Annotated in this window: 18 protein-coding genes, 3 pseudogenes and 1 riboswitch; of the genes and pseudogenes, 15 read left to right on the forward strand and 6 right to left on the reverse strand. The window is 64.6% G+C overall.

Features of this window, described 5'->3' with window-relative positions; genetic code table 11:
- Nucleotides 1–54: 54 nt before the first annotated feature.
- Entirely contained in the window at nt 55–1,527 is a 1,473-nt protein-coding gene (locus DC31_RS13750) for an MATE family efflux transporter (RefSeq protein ID WP_036280917.1), read from the reverse strand.
- Between the two features lie 219 nt (nt 1,528–1,746).
- Here DC31_RS13750 and DC31_RS13755 point away from each other — a divergent pair, with 219 nt between their 5' ends.
- Entirely contained in the window at nt 1,747–3,087 is a 1,341-nt protein-coding gene (locus DC31_RS13755) for an AMP-binding protein (RefSeq protein ID WP_235201526.1), read from the forward strand.
- Complete coding sequence (locus DC31_RS19700) at nt 3,048–3,365, forward strand: AMP-binding enzyme (protein WP_235201527.1); 318 nt, start codon at nt 3,048–3,050, stop codon at nt 3,363–3,365. The genes DC31_RS13755 and DC31_RS19700 overlap by 40 nt, the downstream gene beginning before the upstream one ends.
- A 17-nt stretch (nt 3,366–3,382) precedes the next feature.
- Here the strand turns inward: DC31_RS19700 and DC31_RS13760 are convergent, their stop codons facing one another.
- Nucleotides 3,383–3,781, reverse strand: a complete 399-nt coding sequence (locus DC31_RS13760; protein WP_152545437.1) for a hypothetical protein — start codon at nt 3,779–3,781, stop codon at nt 3,383–3,385.
- A gap of 163 nt (nt 3,782–3,944) precedes the next feature.
- Here DC31_RS13760 and DC31_RS13765 point away from each other — a divergent pair, with 163 nt between their 5' ends.
- A complete protein-coding gene (locus tag DC31_RS13765; RefSeq protein WP_235201528.1) occupies nt 3,945–4,724 on the forward strand; it encodes an alpha/beta fold hydrolase in 780 nt (259 codons plus the stop codon).
- Between the two features lie 45 nt (nt 4,725–4,769).
- Nucleotides 4,770–5,814, forward strand: a pseudogene (locus DC31_RS13770) (NAD(P)-dependent alcohol dehydrogenase).
- A 91-nt stretch (nt 5,815–5,905) separates the two neighbouring features.
- Here the strand turns inward: DC31_RS13770 and msrA are convergent.
- Nucleotides 5,906–6,439 carry a peptide-methionine (S)-S-oxide reductase MsrA gene (gene msrA / locus DC31_RS13775; RefSeq protein ID WP_036280923.1) on the reverse strand — a complete coding sequence of 178 codons (534 nt, stop codon included), beginning with the start codon at nt 6,437–6,439 and terminating at the stop codon, nt 5,906–5,908.
- Nucleotides 6,440–6,461: 22 nt separating this feature from the next.
- Between msrA and DC31_RS13780 the strand changes: the two genes are divergently transcribed.
- The 7 genes and pseudogenes from DC31_RS13780 (at nt 6,462) to DC31_RS13810 (ending at nt 12,933) form a co-directional block, all read left to right on the forward strand.
- The gene (locus DC31_RS13780; protein WP_036280925.1) at nt 6,462–7,292 is read left to right on the forward strand and encodes an SDR family NAD(P)-dependent oxidoreductase; all 831 of its coding nucleotides are present in this window, start codon (nt 6,462–6,464) and stop codon (nt 7,290–7,292) included.
- A 65-nt stretch (nt 7,293–7,357) separates the two neighbouring features.
- Nucleotides 7,358–8,275: a DUF808 domain-containing protein gene (locus DC31_RS13785; protein ID WP_036280927.1), complete on the forward strand. Its 918-nt coding sequence runs from the start codon at nt 7,358–7,360 to the stop codon at nt 8,273–8,275.
- A 194-nt stretch (nt 8,276–8,469) separates the two neighbouring features.
- Nucleotides 8,470–10,023, forward strand: a complete 1,554-nt coding sequence (locus DC31_RS13790; protein ID WP_036280929.1) for an HNH endonuclease signature motif containing protein — start codon at nt 8,470–8,472, stop codon at nt 10,021–10,023.
- Nucleotides 10,024–10,075: 52 nt separating this feature from the next.
- Nucleotides 10,076–10,204: riboswitch (FMN riboswitch) on the forward strand.
- Nucleotides 10,205–10,288: 84 nt separating this feature from the next.
- On the forward strand, nt 10,289–11,005 hold the full coding sequence (pnuC, locus tag DC31_RS13795; RefSeq protein WP_036280932.1) for a nicotinamide riboside transporter PnuC: 717 nt from the start codon (nt 10,289–10,291) through the stop codon (nt 11,003–11,005).
- Nucleotides 11,005–11,931, forward strand: coding sequence for a J domain-containing protein (locus DC31_RS13800; protein ID WP_036280936.1), 927 nt, complete (start codon nt 11,005–11,007; stop codon nt 11,929–11,931). Before pnuC ends, DC31_RS13800 begins: the two co-directional genes overlap by 1 nt.
- A gap of 95 nt (nt 11,932–12,026) precedes the next feature.
- Nucleotides 12,027–12,254 carry an RNA-binding S4 domain-containing protein gene (locus tag DC31_RS13805; RefSeq protein ID WP_036280938.1) on the forward strand — a complete coding sequence of 76 codons (228 nt, stop codon included), beginning with the start codon at nt 12,027–12,029 and terminating at the stop codon, nt 12,252–12,254.
- Between the two features lie 83 nt (nt 12,255–12,337).
- Nucleotides 12,338–12,933 (forward strand): annotated as a pseudogene (locus DC31_RS13810) (histidine phosphatase family protein).
- Nucleotides 12,934–13,024: 91 nt separating this feature from the next.
- Here DC31_RS13810 and DC31_RS20635 read toward each other — a convergent pair.
- Nucleotides 13,025–13,978 (reverse strand): SDR family oxidoreductase, encoded by a 954-nt coding sequence (locus DC31_RS20635; protein ID WP_442921910.1) that lies wholly within the window; start codon nt 13,976–13,978, stop codon nt 13,025–13,027.
- Nucleotides 13,979–13,996: 18 nt separating this feature from the next.
- Nucleotides 13,997–15,270, reverse strand: a pseudogene (locus DC31_RS20640) (flavin-containing monooxygenase); the annotation flags it as partial.
- Between the two features lie 178 nt (nt 15,271–15,448).
- Between DC31_RS20640 and DC31_RS13825 the strand changes: the two are divergent.
- Nucleotides 15,449–17,131 (forward strand): sensor histidine kinase, encoded by a 1,683-nt coding sequence (locus DC31_RS13825; protein ID WP_036280940.1) that lies wholly within the window; start codon nt 15,449–15,451, stop codon nt 17,129–17,131.
- On the forward strand, nt 17,119–17,784 hold the full coding sequence (locus DC31_RS13830) for a response regulator (RefSeq protein ID WP_036280942.1): 666 nt from the start codon (nt 17,119–17,121) through the stop codon (nt 17,782–17,784). Before DC31_RS13825 ends, DC31_RS13830 begins: the two co-directional genes overlap by 13 nt.
- 46 nt (nt 17,785–17,830) lie before the next feature.
- Here DC31_RS13830 and DC31_RS13835 read toward each other — a convergent pair whose 3' ends face one another.
- The gene (locus tag DC31_RS13835) at nt 17,831–19,090 is read right to left on the reverse strand and encodes a serine hydrolase domain-containing protein (RefSeq protein ID WP_235201530.1); all 1,260 of its coding nucleotides are present in this window, start codon (nt 19,088–19,090) and stop codon (nt 17,831–17,833) included.
- A gap of 252 nt (nt 19,091–19,342) precedes the next feature.
- On the opposite strand from DC31_RS13835, the gene DC31_RS18510 reads away from it, so the two are divergent.
- The gene (locus tag DC31_RS18510) at nt 19,343–19,516 is read left to right on the forward strand and encodes a hypothetical protein (RefSeq protein ID WP_160173247.1); all 174 of its coding nucleotides are present in this window, start codon (nt 19,343–19,345) and stop codon (nt 19,514–19,516) included.
- 132 nt (nt 19,517–19,648) lie between these two features.
- Entirely contained in the window at nt 19,649–20,842 is a 1,194-nt protein-coding gene (locus DC31_RS13845; protein ID WP_051606983.1) for a serine hydrolase domain-containing protein, read from the forward strand.
- Nucleotides 20,843–20,871 lie beyond the last annotated feature (29 nt).

Here is a 20,871-nt window from a genome sequence, read left to right on the forward strand (position 1 = left end):
CCCCCTGCACACCTCGGGAGAAACAGTGCTCGTTGGGCTCCGGGACCAACGGGCTCAGCGCTTGAGCAGCCTCTGCCAGCGACGCTGCATGGTGACGGGCACGGACTGCGTGACCAAGGCATCCACGTTGAGGGAACTGTCACTCGGTCCGATGATCGCGATCGGGGTGGTGAGCGTCATTTCGTCCGGATCGATTGGCATGCGTGCCAGCGCGCGGTGCGCACGCACGTATGCCGGAATCAGGATGACGACCGCACCGACCCAGGCAAGCGGGTTGCTGAGCGCTACTCCGCCAAACTCCAGCGCCGCGCCGAGCACCACTGCCGCACCCACGCGCATGAAGAGCTCGACGATACCGGTAATCGTGGGAATCAGCGCGTGGCCGAGGCCCTGCAGCGCGCCGCGCATCACGAACAGCACGCCCAGCAGTGAGTAGGTCGCACCGTTGATCACCAGCATCAGGTGCGCGAGCTTGACAACCTCATCAGAGCCCTCGCCGACGAACAGTCGCACCAAGTTCGTACCGAAAGCGATGAGTACGACACCAAGCAGCAGCGATACGGCGATCGCCATCCAGGTCGCCTGCACTACACCCAGGCGGATGCGGTCGGGCCGCCGCCCGCCGAAGTTCTGCGCCACGTACATCGAAACGGCGAGCCCGAGCGACGCGAGCAAAGCGCTGGCGAGACTGTCGACACGGGTGGCCGCGGTGTATGCCGCGACCGCATCGGCGCCGAGCAAGTTCAACGCGACCTGCACAACCAGAGTGCCGATCGCGATGATCGAGGCCTGGAAGCCCTTCGGAAGTCCGAGGCGCAAGTGCTCGGCGATGTCGGCGCGGGTGACCTTCCAGTCCTCACGATGGATATGCAGCACCGGCACCCGGCGCCGGACGTAGTTGAGGCAGAGCAGCACCGAGATCAGCTGTGCAATGACGGTGGCGAGCGCCGCGCCCGCTACGCCCCAGCCGAGCGGGCCGACCATGAGGATGACAAGAACGACGTTGATCGCGCAGGAGATGGTGAGAAACACCAGCGGCGTGCGGGAGTCGCCGATCGCGCGGATGATCGCCGAGAGGTAGTTGAAGAACATCATCGTGCTGCCGCCGATGAAGCTGATCTGCGTGAATACTGTTGCCTCGGCCAAGAGCTCCGGCGGGGTCTGCATCAACCGCAGCACGGGCTCAGACAAGAAGGGAGCGGCGGCGGTAATGACCACACTCGTGATGCCGGTAAGGATGGTGCCGGTGGCAACCGAGCGGCGAACCGCGGCATAGTTACGGGCCCCGAACGCCTGAGCGGTCGGGATTGCGAAGCCGGTCGTCATCCCCCACGCGAATCCGAGCAGCAAGAACAACAGGCTTCCCGTCGCGCCGACAGCAGCGAGCGAATTCACGCCGAGCTCACGGCCGACGACGATCGCATCGACGACCTGGTACAGCTGCTGCACGATGTTGCCGATGAGTAGCGGCACGCTGAACGCGAGGATGACGCGCCAGGGGCGGCCCGTGGTGAGAGAGGTGGCCATGCGGAGAAGTACTTCCGGAACGCGGGCGAATGGGGATCGATGTGCCGGAATCCAGCGACAGGCCATTCTATCGAATCGATTCGGTAACGGAAGCCTTCCGCCGAATTTGTGGCGCGGGGTGCAGGATGGACGCATGAGCCGCACCACCACCGCCGCCACTTCTGCGATCCGCGAGATGCGGGACTTCCTCTTCGCGCACGCCACCGACTACGACGCGCGGTGTCCGGGTTCGCGTGGCCCGAGCTCGATGAGTTCAACTTCGGCCTGGAATGGTTCGACGTCGTGGCGGGCGAGAACCCCGACCGACCTGCCGTGCAGATTGTTTCTGCCGACCTCACGCTTCAGAGCTGGACCTACGCCGACCTGTCGGGTCGATCTGACCAGGTCGCGAGCTGGCTGCGCGAGCTCGGCATCGGTCGGAGCGATCATCTGATTGTGATGCTGAACAACACGATCGAGCTGTGGGAGGTCATGCTCGGCATCACCAAGGTCGGCGCCGTATCGATTCCGACATCCACTCTGCTGTCGGCATCCGATCTCGCATATCGAGTCGAGCACGGTGAGGCCCGTGCGGTCATCACTCTGGGTGCCCTCGCCGACCGTTTGAGCGACATCGACGACAGGGTGATCCGAATCGGAACCGGCGAGGTGCCGGCGGGCTGGCACGACTTCGCCGACTCGACGAGCGCGCCTACTGAGTTTGAACCGGACGGCGCGACTCCAGCATCCGACACCGGGTTGCTGTACTTCACGTCCGGCACCACCAGTCGGCCGAAGCTTGTGCAGCACACGCAGGTCTCGTACCCCGTCGGTCACCTCTCGACCATGTGGTGGCTGGGGCTTCGACCGGGAGATGTGCACTTGAACATCTCGTCGCCGGGGTGGGGCAAGCACGCCTGGTCGAGTTTCTATTCACCGTTCCTCGCCGGAGCGACCGTCTTCGTTTTCAACTACGACCGGTTCGACGCGAACACCCTGATGCAGGTCATGGACACCCATCACGTGTCGACGTTCTGCGCGCCCCCGACGGTGTGGCGGATGCTGATCCAAGCCGACCTGTCGCGTCTGACGCATCCTCCGCGAGAGCTCGTCGGCGCCGGTGAGCCGTTGAACCCCGAGGTCATCAGCCGCGTGCGCGAAGCGTGGGGCGGCACCATCCGCGACGGGTTCGGTCAGACCGAGATGACCTGCTGCGTCGGCAACTCCCCCGGCCAGGTTGTGAAGGACGGTTCGATGGGTCGGGCACTGCCCGGCTATCCGGTCGTGCTGCTGGACCCGGTCACGGGAGAGTTGGCCGAGAATGAGGGAGAGATCGCTCTCGATCTCGCACAACCGCCGCTCGGTCTGATGGCGGGCTACTACGGCGATCCGGAGAAAACCGCAGAGTCACGCGCCGGCGGCTACCACCACACCGGCGACATCGCCTCACGTGATTCTGATGGCTACCTCACCTATGTCGGCCGAGCGGATGACGTGTTCAAGCGTCGGACTACAAGATCTCGCCGTTTGAGCTCGAATCGGTGCTGCTTGAACATGACCTCGTGGTCGAGGCGGCGGTGATCCCGAGCCCCGATCCCACTCGGCTCTCGGTGCCGAAGGCATACGTGTGCCTGCGAGCGGATGCCGCGACCTCTGAAGAAGACGCAGCGCGAGCTATCTACGTCTTCGCGCACGAACGACTGTCGGCGCACCTGCGCGTGCGCATCATCGAGTTTGTGCCTGAGCTGCCCAAGACGATCTCCGGCAAGATCCGCCGGGTCGACCTCCGCGCCCGCGAAGCCGAGCGCGTCGCAACAGGGAACGCCGCGGGCCAACACCTCGACCGCGACTACCGCTGAACGAACCTGCTAGCGGCCTACGCGTGACCGGTCTTGGCGAGCGCGTCGCCGACGCGCAGCTCAGCCAAACGGGGCCGTGAGACGGCCACCGGCACAGCCACCGACGCTGGCGCTGGTTCTTCGTTGACCACTGCCCGTGCGGGTCGCTCCGGAATCAGGCGAAGCAGCGAACGCGCAACGACGCCCAGGACGAGTGCCGCGATGAGCGAGCCCGCCGAGATCGCAAGAAGCAGCCAGTTGCCGGAGAAGCCCGCGGTGACGCTGAGCATCGCACCGACGATCCAGAGCCCGACCGCGCCACCAGTGAGTCCGGCTGCGCCTCGCGCGAGCGCTACTGCCGCGACCAACGCACACAGCACGGCGATCGCCGCACCGATGAACCCGATCGGCAGGAAGAACGCCGCTAAGTCGTTCAAGACCCCTAGTGATGACATTTTGACCCCCCGGTCAGCCTCCGTGTCTCCTACGGTACGAGGGATCACCGACATTCGCATCCATCGGGAGGATGATGTTACGCAACTGGTGCAGGGCAAGGAGGATGATGGGATGGTGGCCGCTCCTCTGAATGAACTAACCCGCATGCCCGAACCGCAGCGCGTGTATGCCCCCGACGGCACTCGGCTGGCGACATACACCTGGGGCGATCTCAATGACCCGGTAGTGGTGCTCGTCCACGGCTTCGCATCGAACGTGCGCGACAACTGGGTGCTGACCGGGTGGGTACGCAACCTCACCGGCGCCGGGTACCGCGTTCTCGCGATCGACCAGCGCGGTCACGGGCTCAGCGACAAGCCGCATGAGCCTGACGCCTACGCCATCCAAACGCTCGCGACCGACATCGAAACGGTCATGGATCAGTACCTCGTCGACGAGGCGTTCTACGTGGGTTACTCGCTCGGCGCCCGCGTGGGTTGGGAAGTTGTGCGCGACCTGCCACAGCGCATCATCCGTGCCGTGCTGGGTGGCGTACCCGATGGCATGCCACTCTCAGGACTCAACCTCGATCAGGTGCGCGCATACATCGATCACGAAGAACCCGTGCTCGATCAGACGACACAGAACTACATTGCACTCACTGAACGCGTCTCGGGCAATGACCTGCGCTCGCTGCTCGCCCTTGCCCAGGGCATGCGTCAGACCCGCACCGTCGACCCTGATCCAAGCAACGCCCCGACCCAACCGATCCTGTTCGCGACGGGATCGAACGACATGATCATCGAAGGTTCGCGTGCGCTTGCGGATGCCGCGCCGCAGGGTCGCTTCTTTGAAATTCCCGGCCGCCACCACTTCAATGCACCGGGGTCGAAGGCGTTCAAAGATGCGGCGTTGGCGTTCTTGAACGACGACGGCGATAGCTGACATTTATTCGAGCCACGAGCGCGGCATTCGGTTTAGGCTCGAGGCATGCCTACAGCAATCCCCGCCATCGTTGCGCCCTCTGCCACCGACCCGCTCGTTGCGGGCACGATCGAACGCCGCGACGTCGGCCCCAAGGATGTACGCATCGACATCCGCTGGGCGGGCATCTGCCACTCCGATATTCATACGGTCCAGGGCGACTGGGGGGCCCAGCAGTACCCGCTGACTGTCGGACACGAGATCGCCGGCACTGTCGCCGAGGTCGGCTCCGAAGTAACGAAGTTCGCCGTCGGCGACCGTGTGGGCGTCGGATGCTTGGTGAACTCCTGCGGCGAATGCTCTAGCTGCGCTGCCGGCGAAGAGCAGTACTGCCTGAACGGTGCGACCGGAACCTATGGTGCCACCGATGTCGATGGCACCATCACGCAGGGTGGCTACTCGACGTCGATCGTTGTCACCGAGGGTTTCGTACTGCGGGTGCCAGAAGCCATCCCCTTCGAGAAGGCCGCTCCCCTGCTGTGCGCGGGAATCACCACCTACTCGCCGCTGCGCCACTGGAACGCCGGCCCCGGCAAGAAGGTCGCCGTCGTCGGACTCGGCGGACTCGGTCACATGGCTGTGAAGATCGCGCACGCAATGGGCGCTGAGGTCACGGTGCTGTCGCGTTCGCTGAACAAGAAGGATGACGCGCTCGAACTCGGCGCCGACCACTACTTCGCGACCGAAGACCCCGAGACGTTCCGCACTGCGGGGAACGTTCGATCTCATCATCAACTCTGTTTCCGCGGCGATCGACATCAACGCTCACCTCAAGCTGCTCGCTCTCAACGGCACGCTCGTCAACGTCGGTGCGCCCTCCGAGCCGATGCCTGTACAGGCCGGCACGCTCATCGGTGGACGCCGTTCGTTCGCAGGCTCGAACATCGGCGGCATCGCACAGACGCAGGAGATGCTCGACTTCTGCGCCGAGCACGCCATCGCCCCCGAGGTCGAGATCACCTCAGCAGATCAGGTCAATGAGGCGTGGGCTCGGGTGCTGGCATCCGATGTTCGCTATCGCTTCGTGATCGACGCTTCAACGATCGTCTGAGACCGGATATCCCGCACGAGACACCATCTCCTGCGTGAGACCGCCACTGAGACATGGTGTCTCACGCAGGAATCAGGGTCTCACGCAGGAATCAGGCCTCACGGCGCGGGAGCACCCAACCCGCGCGCGGGAAATGGCACGTGTACCCGTTGGGGTACGTGATCAGGTAGTCCTGATGCTCGGGCTCGGCCTCCCAGAAGGGGCCTTCCGACTCAATCGTCGTGACGGCCGCGCCCGGCCAGAGGCCCGAGGCATCGACGTCGGCGATGGTGTCGCGCGCGACCTGCTCTTGTTCGGGGCTGAGGGGGAAGATCGCGGAACGGTAACTCGAGCCGATGTCGTTGCCCTGACGGTTCAGCGTCGACGGGTCGTGGATCTGGAAGAAGAACGCGAGGATGTCGCGGTACGTGGTCTTCGTCGGGTCAAAGACGATCTCGATCGCCTCGGCGTGACCCGGGTGATTGCGGTACGTGGCGTGGTCGTTTTCGCCGCCAGTGTAGCCGACGCGAGTGTCGAGCACGCCGGGCTGGCGACGGATCAGATCTTCCATGCCCCAGAAGCATCCGCCGGCGAGGACGGCGGTTTCGGTGCCGGGTGTGCGGGTGACGTTTCCGGAATCGGTCATGGTTCCAGCGTACGCTCGATGAATGACTAAGGATCCGATCACTGACGCTCTCGTCCTCATCACTGGTGCAGCTCGAGGAATGGGCGAGTTATATGCCAGGCGCGCCGTAGCTGGCGGCGCTCGTGCCGTCGCCCTGTGGGACATCGATGAGGATGCCGCAACCGCTCTCGCCGCAGATCTCTCCCGCTCTGGCGTTGATGTGCGCGCCTACAAGGTCGACGTCTCTCGCCAGGAGGAGATCGCCGCGGGTGTCGAGCGCGTGCGCTCAGACCTTGGCACGCCGGATGTCGTCATCAACAACGCAGGCATCGTCCGAGGGGCACCGTTCTGGGAGCATGACCCCGCACGCGACATCGAAGCTACTATGCGCATCAACGCGCTTGCGGCGATGTGGCTCACCCGTGAGGTGCTGCCCGAGATGATTGCAGACACCTCGCGCCCGAAGCGCATTCTCAATATCGCCTCTGCCGCGGGGACTCTCGCGAATCCGAACATGAGTGTGTACGCAGCATCCAAGTGGGCGATGATCGGCTGGAGCGAGTCGCTGCGCCTCGAGCTGAGCTCGTACGGACACCGACACATCGCCGTGACGACGTTCTGCCCCAGTTACGTTTCGACCGGAATGTTCGAGGGTGCGCGTGGCCCGCTGATGACGCCGATCATGACCCCGCGCCAGGCCACCGCCGCCGCATGGAACGGGATGCTCAACGGCACCCCGATGGTGCTGCGCCCGTGGAGCGTAAAGCTCGCCATGGCCTTCCGCGGCATCCTGCCCACGAAGTGGTGGGATGTCGTCGCCAACCGGGTATTCAAGGTCTATTCGTCGATGGACGAGTTCACGGGGCGGGGCTGAGCTCCCAGTAGTCTTGCTTCCCGGAACCACACATCATTTTCGGGAACCAGTTCCAGGGAGAACACATGTCGGTTGGTCTGCTCGCCGTCGTTGACGACATTCTGAGCGCCGCATTGAAGGCGTCCGCGAAGTCGGCGGGCGTCGTGATCGACGATGCCGCCGTGACTCCGCAGTACGTGCAAGGAATCTCGCCGGCGCGCGAGCTGCCGGTAGTCATGAAGATCACGCTCGGCTCATTGGTGAACAAGTTCGTCATCATCATTCCGATCGCGCTCCTGCTGACCGCGTTCGCGCCGTGGGTGCTGCCGTACCTGCTCATCCTCGGGGGAACGTACCTCTGCTTCGAGGGCGCCGAAAAGGTTCTCGAGTGGTTCGGGTTTCACCACGGGCACGTTGAAGAGGGCGCTCGCAACGAGAACAAGCTGGTGTGGGGTGCGATCCGCACCGACCTGATTCTCTCCACCGAGATCATGCTCATCTCGCTGTCGAACCTCGAGGCGGGGCTCGGCATCTGGACGACGCTCGCGATCCTCGCCGTGATCGCGCTGATGATGACTGTCATCGTGTACGGCGCCGTCGCGCTGCTGGTGAAGATTGACGACATCGGCCTGAAGATGGCCAAGAACGACTCTCGTCGCGTGCGGCACACCGGCACGCGGATCGTGCGGTCGATGCCTGCGGTGTTCCGCGTCATCAGCGTTGTCGGCACGGTCGCGATGCTGTGGGTCGGCGGACACCTGCTGCTTGCGAACCTCGGCGAGGTCGGGCTGGTGTTCTTCAGCGACATGTTGCATGAGATCCACTCGTTGCTGGCCCCGCTGGGTGCTGTGCTCGCCTGGATCGGCGAGACATTCGTCTCTGCCGTGGCCGGGCTGGTCGTGGGATTGGTCGTCGTCGGAGTGGTGCTGCTGATCGGGCGGATGCTGGGCAAAGAGCCCTCGTTCACAGAGGGTGGAGAGTCGCCGCAGAAGGTGGCGGCGTAGGTTCGCTGCTCGCCTCGCTGCTCATCTCGCGGCTCGCCGCGGCCCCCGAGCAGACCGCTCGCTGAGCCTGACGAAGGGTCTCTCCTCGCACGACTCATTCTGCACAGGTGAGGCACTACTCGGAGTTATCCACAGTTTGTGAATGGGGCCTGACCTGGGATTTGGATGTCGGTGGCCTCTTATTTAATGGAGGTATGACATCCCTTCCAGAGCAACTCGCGAACATCGATCGGCAACTCGCCGACACGATGGTTTCGTCGAGCGCGCAGGGTGGGGTGCGGCTGGCATCTGACGATGAGCTCGTGTCGACGTTGCAAGTACTCGGGCGCATCCAACGTCGGCTGGACGGCGCGATCACAGAGGCGACTGACCGGGTCGTGGAGCGCGACCAGTGCGAACGTGGCGCGCGATTGACAACACAGGTCGGATGCCGTGATGCCGCAGATCTGCTGCGCAGGGTGCTGTACGTCGACGGCTACACCGCCCGCCGGTACGTGTCGGCCACCGCAGGGGTGCACCGCGATCTCAACATAAGCTCGGGCGATCTTTTGCCTGCGCCGTTCCCCGAACTTTCCGCGGCGTTGCTGGCTGGCGAGGTCTCACTGAGCGGATTCCTTGCGTGTGTGACGCCGTTCCAGAAGCTGGCCAAGTTAGGTGCAGCCGACCGGTTGGCGGCGGATGCCGTGCTCGCGCGGTTCGCGACCGGGAGGCCACTGGATGGCGACGAGGGGGATGTCGGGGCTGGTGTGGATGACGAGCGCGCACCACGACCGTCGACCGATGAACTTGCCGGGCTCGCCGCTCACATCATCAATCGGCTAGACCCCGACGGATCAGAGCCCAGCGACCGCGCTGGGACGCGGCGCCGGCACATCACGGTCGGCCGATTGCGCGATGGATCGGTGCCCGTGCGCGGCGAATTGCTCCCCGAGGTGGCGGCACAGTTGCAAAAGCTCATCGACAGCTTGGTCAATCCGAAGGTGGATCCCGACACACCCATTGGAGGCATGGTTGGAGGCACCGTTGGAGGCACCGTGCAGTTCCGACCGTCGGACGAGACGAGTACCCGAGCGGACGGATCGCCCGACCACAGGGTGCTGTCACCACCGTCGAAAGCTGCAGACCTCCGCAGCCACGCACAGAAGCGGCACGACGCATTCGCGACGATTCTCGGCGTGGCCGCGGCATCCGGTGGCATGCCACAATCCGGCGGGGCAGCCCCGACGCTTGTCGTCTCGGTCAGCGCGGCGGACTTCGCCAGCGGCAGCGGACGGGCGACGATCGAGGGCGCCGGCTACGACGTTCCGCTCAGGGCCGCCGCACACGTCGGCTGTGCGGGTGGAGTTGAGCGGGTGTTGTTTGACGAGAACGGAGCGATCATCGCGATCGGCACTTCCGCCCGCATCTTCAACACGCATCAGCGGCGAGCGATCGTTCTTCGTGATCGCGATTGCCTCATTCCGGGATGCGACATCCCTGCCGAATGGTGCGAAATACACCATGTCACCGAATACTCTCGCGGTGGCCCGACGCACACGAGAAACGGCGTTCCGCTGTGCTGGCACCACCACCGAACTCTCGACGAGAACATCTGGGCGATCCGCATGAGAAACGGCAAACCCGAGATCCGCGGACCAAACTGGTGGGACCCGTACGGGCTCTGGCGTTCGCCCCATCTCGACTATGCGGCGGTGGACGACGCGCTCGATACGGAACGAAAACGCGAGCCCGCCTGGAACGTCTGGTGAACGCGATCGCGGGAAGCGAGCGAACCATCAGGTAATCTTCCGAGTGAACACTCACGTGCTCCGGGATCGGTGAAAGTCCGAACCGGCGGTCAAAGTCCGCGACTCGCAGCCCTTCACGGCCGCGATTGAACTGGTGAAATTCCGGTACCGACAGTCACAGTCTGGATGGGAGAAGCACAGGTTGATGCGCGTGCGGTAACGCACGTAGTCCGCCACACCTCTCCTCGGCGCACCGATTCAAGGTACCGATACCGAGAAGAGAACCATGGACTTCCTGAGCTGGCTCGTCGACGCCTTCAATTCGCAGTGGATGCTGCCCGGCGGGCAGACCCTGCTCATCCGCGAGGTCGTCGGCAACGTCTTCGGTCTCGCCAGCGCGCTCGGCGGTATGCGCCGCAAGATCTGGGCCTGGCCGGTGGGAATCGTCGGCAATTTGCTGCTGCTGACCGTCTTTCTCGGCTCGATCTTGAACCCCGCGCACTCACTGCCGAATCTGCTCGGGCAGGCCGGGCGTCAGATCATGTTCATCGCGGTCGCGATCTACGGGTGGAACCGCTGGCGCCGGGCGACGGCAGACAACGGACAGGTCACCCCTCGTTGGGCGCCGAACAGCGCGCGCATCAGCATCGTGCTCGTCATGGTGATCGGCACGGTGGCACTCACTCCCCTGTTCCGAGTGCTCGGGTCGTACGAGCCAGTATGGGCCGACGCCTGGACCTTCGTCGGTTCGCTCCTCGCGACCTACGGCATGGCGAAGGGTTGGACGGAGTTCTGGCTGATCTGGATCGCTGTCGATGTGGTCGGCGTGCCACTGCTGTTCAGCGCCGGCTATTACGCCACCGGATTCATGTATGTCTTCTACGGAATGTTTACCGCCGTCGGCTTCGTCGTATGGTGGCGAGCGCAAGCGAACGCGAAGCCGAAGATCGACACGATCATGCCGGATCCGCGGGTGGTGACATCAGAGGACAATAGGGAGTGATGTTCGACAGCCCCCTCTCTCACTCCGCGTACGAAGTTCTCGGTGTCGACCCCTCCGTCAGCGACGAAGAGCTGCGTCGGGCGTATCGCCTGCGGCTCAGGCAAACGCACCCCGACACCGGCGGCGACTCAGCAGCGTTCATCCAGGTGCAGCGCGCGTGGGAAGTCATCGGCACGCCGGAGGGTCGCGCAGCATACGACCGCGGGCACGGTTTCACCGATGAAGAGGTGAGCTGGAGCGGTTGGCACGCGCGCACCGCCACCACCGATACGCGTCCGCGCGCGCGTTCGTACGGGCATCCGGGCGGCTGGCGCCGCGAGCGCTACCTCGCGCTGATCCGCGAGTGGGCCGGCCACGGCGTCGAAGTTCCCGATCCGTACGACCCTGCTCTGGTGCGCTCCGCCCCGCGCGAGCTGCGGCGCATGCTTGCCGACGCACTCGCTGAGGAAGAAACAGCCCGCACCGTTTCCGATCTCGGCATGGGATTCACCGTGTGGCACGACGTTTCCACGGGCGCGGATGCTGAAGAAAAGCTCGACCACGTCGTGCTCAGCCCGTCCGGACTATATGGCGTGATGTCAGAGGACTTCGCCGAAGTCGTGCGGTTCAAACGAGGCGAGATCATCGGCCAGGGCATCGGGGGTCGCGGGGGTCGCGGACCGGTCGCAGGTCTTCTCGCACGGATGCGCGTGATCGCGCGCGCTGCTCACGTCCGCTTCGGCGGTGCGATCGTTGTACTCCCCGACGACGACCTGGATCAGGCAATCACGCCGCTTGGCAGCATCCGAGGCGTCCCCGTCGTCGTGGTTCGTCGCAGCGCGCTGCACCTCGTGCTGCGGCAGGGTGTTCCCGGCGCCCGCGACATCGGCGGCAACGAGTTGTTCGACGTGCGCACGCGTCTGCAGCAGACCGTGCGCTTCGTCTGAGCCCGCCCGAGACGCCAAGAGCTGCAGCTGATCACCGAACGCGAGCGCGAGGTGCGATTGATCGTCTTCTCGATCTGGCCGGTTAGCATTCAGGAATGACGAACGCTGATTCGATTGACGACGTGCCCATCGGCGGCGACGTCATCCGCCTGGGCCAGTTCCTCAAGTTCTCCGGTCTGCTCGATTCTGGTGGCAACGCCAAAGAGGTCACCATCGACGGTTACGTCAGCGTGAATGACGAAGTGGAGCGCCGACGCGGACGCCAACTGCACGACGGCGACCTCGTCACGTTCGAAGGGCGTACGGTTCGCGTTCGGCCGTGAGGCCGAGTGAGTACGGTGTCCCTGTGACCGAAACCGATCCGCTGCCCGACCGGCCTGCACCCGACAACCCGCAGGGCAAGCTTGTGCTGCTGCGACACGGCGAGACCGAATGGTCGCGAAGCGGACGGCACACCGGTGTCACGGATGTGCCACTGACCGCGCACGGCGAGGAGCTGGCGCGCGCCGCCGGTGAACTGGTGCGCGACTACGACTTCCGGCTGGTGCTCAGCTCTCCACTGCAGCGCGCCCGCCGCACGGCTGCGCTTGCGGGGCTGCACGCCGAGATCGATCCCCTGCTGATCGAGTGGGATTACGGCGGGTATGAAGGACGTACGACCAAAGACATCCGCGCGAGCTCGGCTACAACTGGTCCGCTTTCACCCACGGTGTGATCCGCGGCGAGACTCCGGGCGAAACCGTCGAAGAGGTTGCAGCCCGGGCCTCCCGCGTGCTCACCCGTGTACTTCCGGCGATGGTGGATGGCGATGTCGCGCTCGTCGCGCACGGGCACTATCTGCGCATCCTCGCCGCCGTATTTTTACGCCAGGCGCCGAGGTTCGGCGCGTCGATTACCTTCGGTGCCGGGTCTGTGTCCGTACTCGGATACGACCGTGAGCACCCCGCGATTCTGGCATGGAACTACGGACCGCAGCTGCCGCTCGAGCCACCGAAGTCCTGACGCCGTGGGACCTCAGCGCTGTGGGCGTAAAAACGTGGTGCTCTCTCCCGCTACCGGTGAACTAGATCTGGCGGCGCAGCTGGGTCAGAGCTCACTCCTGCGTGAACTTCCCTTCGTACCCCGAGCGCGCCTGCCGATCGACGGACGCCACCTGATCCGGCACCATTCTGCCCAGTACCGCATCGCGCAATCGTTGCGGCAGCAGGCTCACGATGCGATACGCGACGCCGACATAGCCGGGCACGGTCACCTCGAAACGTGGACGGGCTATGGTGCGCAGGACCGCGCGGGCGATGTCGGCGGGCTGCAGCATCGCCGCCGATCCCGTGCTCGTACCTGCGGCGAGCGCGGTGTCAACCACTGTGGGCATGATGACAGCGAGCTGCACGCCGGTTTTGCGCAGCTCAGCGCGCACGGCCTTCAGGTATCCGAGTACGCCGTGCTTACTGGCCGCATAGGTCGCCTCTCCCGGCGTCGGAAGAATGGATGCCGCTGAGGCGATCGTGATGATGCGACCTGCGCCGCGCGCCCGCATGCGCGGGGCGAGGAGTTTGACCGAGTGAATGACACCGAGCAGGTTGACGTCGAGTTGGCGCCGCGCCGCGATCTCGGGCTCGTCCTCGAAGGATCCGACCCACATGACGCCGGCACTGTTGACGAGAATATCGATCGGCCCGCATTCCGATTCAACGGATGCCACGAACGCAGCGAATGACTCCGAGTCTGTGACATCGAGGTTGAACCCGACCACACTCCGACCGAGGTCCTTCGCCGCGCGACGCGCGGCGTCACCGCCGTAGTCACCGATTGCGACCCTGGCACCGGCGTCTACGAGAAGCGCTGCGGTCTCGCGGCCGATCCCATTCGCGCCGCCCGTGATCGCGACGACCCGACCCTGAAGTGACAGCGGCACGCTCATGCGGCCACCTGCTTCTGCCACGGCATCCGCTTGTCTGCTCCTGGGTCCGACTGCGCGGCCGCGCTTCGCACCGGCCCTGCGTTCGCGGGCGAGATCCCACAGGTAGTGGTCGAAGTCGACCTCCATGGTGTGGCGCGGCGATGCGTAGAACCGGCGCTTGTTGCGCTCGTGATCGCGCATCATCTGAGTGCGCACCTCCGCGTCGCTGGGCGGCAGGTATTGACCGGTGAGCATCTCGGTCACCCATGCCGCCTGCGCCTCGGCCAGCGGCATGACCGCACCGACGGGCTGCAGCAGGCCGATGAAGTAGAGGCCCGGAAGGTCCGGGTGAACCGTGCGCTTCCACAGCGGAAACTCGTTGCCCTCAGGATTGACGAGCGCCGGGGCAAGGAACGGGAATGACACCCGATATCCGGTCGCCCAGACAATCAGGTCGGCGCGGACGCGGGTGCGGTCAGTGAATTCGACCTCATCGCCGTCAAAGCGACGAATGCCGGGACGCACGACGACCTTCCCCGCCGCGATCCGATCGCGGATCTGCTCGGATTGCACAGGATGAGACTGCCCTGGCGCATGCGGCGGCTTCGGGAGCCCGTACTTCTTCAGGCCACCCGAGGCAAGTGCACCAATGCGCAGACGCAATGTCGTCATCCACCACGGCATCCAACCGGGCAGTGCGATCTGATCGGATGCCATCCCGAACAGGAATTTGCGCATCACCCACTGGCCGCGACGAATCGAGAGCGTCACGCTTTTCGCCCGGAGCGCACCTTCGACAGCGATGTCCATGGCGGAATTGCCGGCACCGACGACGACGACGTCGCGGCCGTCGAGCTGGTCACCAGAGCGATAGTCATGCGCGTGAATCTGCTCACCGTCGAAGGTGCCGGGGTAGGCGGGTTCGGGCCAACGCGGGTCCCAGTGATGGCCGTTCGCGACGAGCACGGCGTCATACTCACGGGTCTCCGCGCCAGACGGGCCTTCCACGAGTACGCGCCACCCGCCGCTGTCGGTACGCGAGACGTCAATCACAGTCGTGTCGAAGGTGATCATGTCGCGGAAGCCGAAGTGCGCTGCATACTGCTCGAAGTAGGCGTGCACCTGATCGTGTCGGGCGAGGCCGGGTACTCGACGGACATCGGGAAGTCAGAGAACGCCATCCGCGGACACGACGTGTTGATCTCGAGCGTCTCGTAACAGGCAGATTGTCCGTTCGGGTTGTTGAACAGCCAGTTGCCGCCGATCTCACTGCCCTTCTCGAAGCAGTCGAATGGGACGCCCGCCACGTAGAGCGATTTTGCGGCGGTAAGACCTGAAGAGCCGGCTCCGATCACGCACACGCGCGGTAATGATTCGTCGCGAGGAATGGATGCCGCGACCGCAGCGCTGCGGTGCGCGGGCTTCACGAAGTAAGCCATTCGGTGAGTATGCCATTTAAACGAGGAGTGGACTCAGGTCCCTTGTCCGGCGCTATGAGGTCGGGCACTCTGGGAGTGATCGCGTTTGCTTCTTTATTCTCGAGAGAGACCCCGTGTCCTCACATCCCTCCATAACGCCGCTCGCCCATCCGACCCCCCGACGTCTTCAGGGCGGCGCGTGGGATCGCTTGAGTTCGCGTTGCTCTTCATTGTCGTCTTCGTCTTTGTGATCGGGATCATCGAGATCGGTCTCGGAATCGATGCCAACGACAGCCCCTTCGACATCCTGCAGTTTGTCGGCCTGTTCTGGATCTGGGCGGCCGCGGGAGTGTTCGCGTGGTGGCGGAGGCCAACGAACGGGATCGGTGGGCTCCTGCTGATCGGTGCGGTTTCAGTGTTGCTGGTGAGTACCGCCAACGTCGGAGTACCGGCGCTGACCGTGCTGAGCATGGTGTTCGCGACCACACCGCTTGCCGTGGCTGTGCACCTGCTCCTCGCGTTCCCTTCCGGACGAATCCGCGGCACGCTCTCCACCGTCACCGTCGTGCTCGGCTACATCACTTGCATCGTCTTCGACTCAGCGCGCGGATTGACAATCGGAACCGTTGCGTTCGACCTGCTGTCGTTTGCGCAGAGCGCGCTCGGCCTGACAGTGATGATCATGACCGCGATAGTCCTTGCGCGACGGCTGAGAGCTGCGGATGCCGCGCACCGCCGTATCTTGCTGCCACTGTTCGCATACGGCATCCTCGCGGTTCTGGCGCTGCCGATGATTCCGAGAATCCTGTTCCCGCTCGGCGCGGATCTGCGTTTGGTCAGCGTGCTGCAGTCGGCACTCCTCGTGGGCCTCCCCATCGCGTTCCTCCTCGGTGTACTGCTGGGCAGTTTCACGCGCACGACCCCGCTCGAGGCACTCAGCGAGTGGCTGGCGATCCGGGGAGCGAGCCGCCCCGCCGTCGCACAAGCCCTCGCTTCGACTCTCGGCGACAGCACGCTTCGGGTCGTGTATTGGGATGCGCCGCAGGGCGGCTTCGTCGACGAGGAAGGCCTTGAGGCGCACAACGATGCATCGGACGCCGACCGAGGCTGGCTGCACGTAATGGTGGATGACGATCTCGTCGGCGCCGTCGATTATGACGCGAGGATGATCGCCGGGCCAGCCCCCGTCCGACGCGCAGCCGAGGTGCTCGCCATCGCGCTTGATCGGGAGCGTCTGACCACGCAGCTGCTCTCAAGCAACGAGGCGCTGTTGCTCTCGCGCATCCGCATCGTCGAGGCAGCGGACCGAGAGCGGTTCCGCATCGCGCGCGACCTGCACGACGGGCTGCAGATGCAACTCGTCCTGCTCGGCATAGAAGCCCAGACCATCGCCAGTTCCACCGCCGGATCGGCGGCGACTGAGGAGTTGGAGACGTTGCGACGCGGAATCGACCTCGCGGCAGCGGATCTCCGCCGACTCGTGCACGACGTACTGCCTGCCGCGCTGCTGGAGCAGGGCCTCTTGGCTGCGACCGAAGATCTCGTGGACCGCCTCGCGGTGCCCGCGACGCTGCATGCCGACCTCGACGAGACGACGATCGCTACAGCAACCGCACACACCGCGTACTTCATCGTCGCCGAGGCGCTGTCGAATACCGTCAAGCACGCCCGGGCGTCCAAGGTGCGCGTGACGATGAACCAACGCGAGGGCATGATGGTGCTTGAGGTCGAGGACGACGGGATCGGTGGGGCGCGCATAGGCTCAGGCATCGGCCTGCGTGGTCTCGCCGATCGTGTCGAGGCACTCAAGGGGACCATAGACATCCAGTCCGAGCCGACCCGGGGAACCAACGTGAAGGTTAAGTTGCCATGCGCGTTGTGATCGGTGAAGACGAGGTGCTTCTACGCGAAGGAATGGCGCACATCCTCGCGAGCGACGGGTTCGATGTTCTCGCCAGTGTCAGCGACGCGGTGCAGCTCGAACGTGAGGTAGCGCGTCACTCGCCAGAGCTCGTCGTAACCGACATCCGGATGCCGCCGACCTACACGGATGAGGGACTCGTCGCCGCGCTCCGCATCCGACGTACTCATCCCGACATCGGTGTGGTCGTTGTGTCGCAGCACGTGCAGCGTCGCTACGCCATCGAACTCCTCGAAGGCGGCAGCGGTGGGTTCGGGTACCTGCTCAAACAGCGGATCGCAGACGTACGCACATTCACGGCCGACGTTCGTCGCGTTGCTGCCGGCGGCACCGCGCTTGATCCAGAGGTGGTGTCGGTACTGGTCGCACGGGCAAGTCGCGGTACCTCGGCGGTGGGCCGCCTGACCCCGCGCCAGGTCGAGGTTCTCGGGCTGATGACCGAGGGGCGCAGCAACGCGGCGATCGCCGCGCAGTTGGTCCTCAGCGAAAAGGCGGTCGTCCAGCACACCTCGCACATCTACGACGCCCTCGGCCTGCCGGTAGATGCCGACGACCACCGCCGAGTGCTCGCCGTCGTCCGTCACCTGCAGGCCGCGGTCCCCCTGGCGCACTGACCCCGGCGCGCCTCGTCGGTGTGCCGGGGTTTGACTTTCCCCCGGCTCAGCTGGTGCCGTACATCGATTCGATCAGGTACCTGGCGAGAAGCGCCGCCGTCGCCGCACCGTCGGCACCCGGAGCGAGCGTCGTCCACACGACCACGGTCACGTCGGTGGCGGGGTCGTAGCCCATGAACGAGTTGTACCCCGGTAGTGACCCGATGTGCCCGTAGAAGGTGCCCATCCCCGCGATGCCCCATCCGTACTGGCCGCCTTCTTCGTTCGGCTCCAGGCTCGCCATCCGGCGCTGCTGCATCTCGTCGCTCAGCAGTCCGCCACCGGCGAGCGCCTCCACCCAGGTGGCGATCTCCGGCGCTGTGGAGATGCCCATGCCCGCAGCAGACGTCCACGACGGGTTGTCGTTGGTGTGATCGGTCGGCAGCAGATCCCCGGCGGCGGCCGCAGCGATCTCGGCGTTGGACAGCCATCCTTCACCGTCCATTGTGTCGACGTTATTGGAGAACATATACCCGTGCGGGTAGGGCTCCGGCATCGAGGTGTCAGTCACGTCGGGGTACGACGTCTCGGTGAGCCCGAGCGGAGTGAACAGCCTGTCCTCGTAGATCTTGGCGAGCGGCTTGCCGTCGAGATCTTCGGCGATGAGTCCGAGGAGCACCGTGTTGGTGTTCGAATACTCGTAGCCCGTTCCCGGGGCGAAGTACGGCGGCTCAGCGAGACCCATCTTCACCAGCTCCTCCGGATCCCACACCCGCTCCGGCGTGACATCCAACGCGGTGTTCAGCTCGAGCGTCTGCGTGTAGTTGTACAAGCCACTGCGCATGGTCAGCAACTGCTCGATCGTGATGTTGTCGCCGTTGGGCACATCCGGGCGATACTTCGACACCGGATCGTCGAGGGCGATGGCCCCCTCCTCGACAAGCTGCAGGATGACCGTACCCGTCCAGGTCTTCGTGTTCGAGCCGATGCGGATGTGGTCATCGAGCGTCACCGGCGTGGACCCTCCCCATTCGGTGACGCCGTAGGCCACCTCGGCCTCGCCATCCGGAGTGCGGATGATCATCACCGCGCCGGGAACGAGCATCTCGTCGACGGATTCTTCGAAGAGCGTCGTAAGCGCATCCACGTCGAAGGTGTAGACGGCGTCGCTGGACGATGACGCACTGGGCGTGGCGGTGTTTGGCGCCGCAGTGCTACCGGCACAACCAGCGAGCACCAGAGCCGTTGCAACCACGACGACCGCTGTGACCGGCCGCCTCCGCGAGGTGCCTCGTCGGGCTGCCTGGGTGTTCGTTATGCCGTCCACGTCGCTCCCTTTCGCCCACGCCAGCGGCGCGAGATCTGTTCCAGTCTCCAGGCCACTGGCGGAACGAGCTATAGACGCAGGTCCCCTGTGAACGATCCGAAGGAGTCGTTTTCTGGTTCCTTTTCTTCTGGATTCAGCGCTCCTGGCGAGAACGGGGGACCTGCGTCCATGGTGCCCATCGTCAAACCCGCACAGCATGGGCGGAGAGCACGCAACAGCCTCGCGGACTCTGGTGAAGGGTGGGCGGGAATCGTGAATGACGACAAGAGTGAGGAGCCGACATCCGGTTCGGAGCCGCTCACCGACGAGCAGTTGGACGCGGTGTCCGGTGCTGGCGAGCCCACGCCAACACCCACGCCCACGCCAACGCCCACGCACGAGGCAGACGACCTGAAGCCCTATCCGCCATGGCTGAGTCGCCCGTGAAGCGGTGAATCAGCGACCCAGGTCCCTTGTCGGTGATGTGCTTCGACGGCGAGGGTGTTTGAGGGGCCGGGGGCGCTCCCTGTCGGGGGGCCGGGGGCGCTCCCACTTTCATCACGACCGAGGAGACTACTAATGACGCAGCACATTCATCGCCAGAGGATCCCACGCACGATCGCCGGCATCGCCTCGATCGGTGCGCTCCTCCTCGTGGTCGGATGCGCGGCCTCGGCTGCGCCAAGCCAAACGAGCCCCGCCACTGCGGCGCCGGAGTTCATCCGACCGGTGGCCCCGGAGGGCGAACTACCCAACGATCTGCAGGCCGAACTCCAACAGGTCATCGACACGACTATGGCCGAATACGGCGTGCCCGGCGCTGCTGTAGGTGTTTGGATCCCCGGTGAGGGTTCGTGGACATCCCTGACCGGATTCTCCGATATCGCTGCCCAGGCACCGATCGACCCCGACATGACGTGGCCACTGCGCAGCGTGACGAAGTCATACACCGTGACGCTCATCCTGCAGCTCGTCGACGAACGCAAGGTGAGCCTCGACGACACGATCGACCAGTATGTCGACAACATCACGAACGGCGATCAGATCACGATCCGACAACTCGCAGAGATGTCGAGCGGCAACCACGACTACACGAATACGGATGGGTTTGGCGAGGCCTACAGCGAAGATGATTCAAGGGTCTTCACCCTCGGCGATCTCAACGGCTTCGCCGTCGATCAGCCCGAGCTTTTCGCGCCCGGTGATCAGAAGGTCTACATCAACGCCAACACGAATCTCTTGGGAGCTGTTGTCGAGAAGGCGACAGGGCAGGAGATCGGCGATGTGCTCGCCGAGCGCATCCTTGAGCCGCTCGGTCAGACCGGCACTCAGTACCTCATCGACGCCTCGAAGTGGTCAGAGCATCCGCTCGGGTACGCGATAAGCGACGGCGAGCAGACCGTGCAGAACGACAACATGTCGATCTACGGCGCTGCGGGGTCGATGGTCAGCACGCTCGACGACGCCCGCGTCTGGGCCGAGGTCCTGGCGAGCGGATCACTGCTAGAACCGGCGACGCAGACCGAGCGGATGCAGGGGGCGCCGCTCGATGAAGGTCCGCCATACGACATCTATGCCATGGGCATGGGTGAGACCAACGGATGGTGGGGGCACAACGGCGAAGGCCTCGGCTTCACGGTTGCGGTCTTCCACCAGCCCGAATCCGGCGCAAGCATCGTCGTCTTCATGAACGAGTCGAATGTGGTGCCCCTGGCGCACCCCGCCGATCAGACGTTCCGCCGTATCGCCGACATCCTCGAGAACGGATCCTGATCATGAACCGCAGCTCTCTACGCCGCATG

The sequence above is a fragment of the Microbacterium sp. CH12i genome, from assembly GCF_000685355.1.
Taxonomy (GTDB): domain Bacteria; phylum Actinomycetota; class Actinomycetes; order Actinomycetales; family Microbacteriaceae; genus Microbacterium.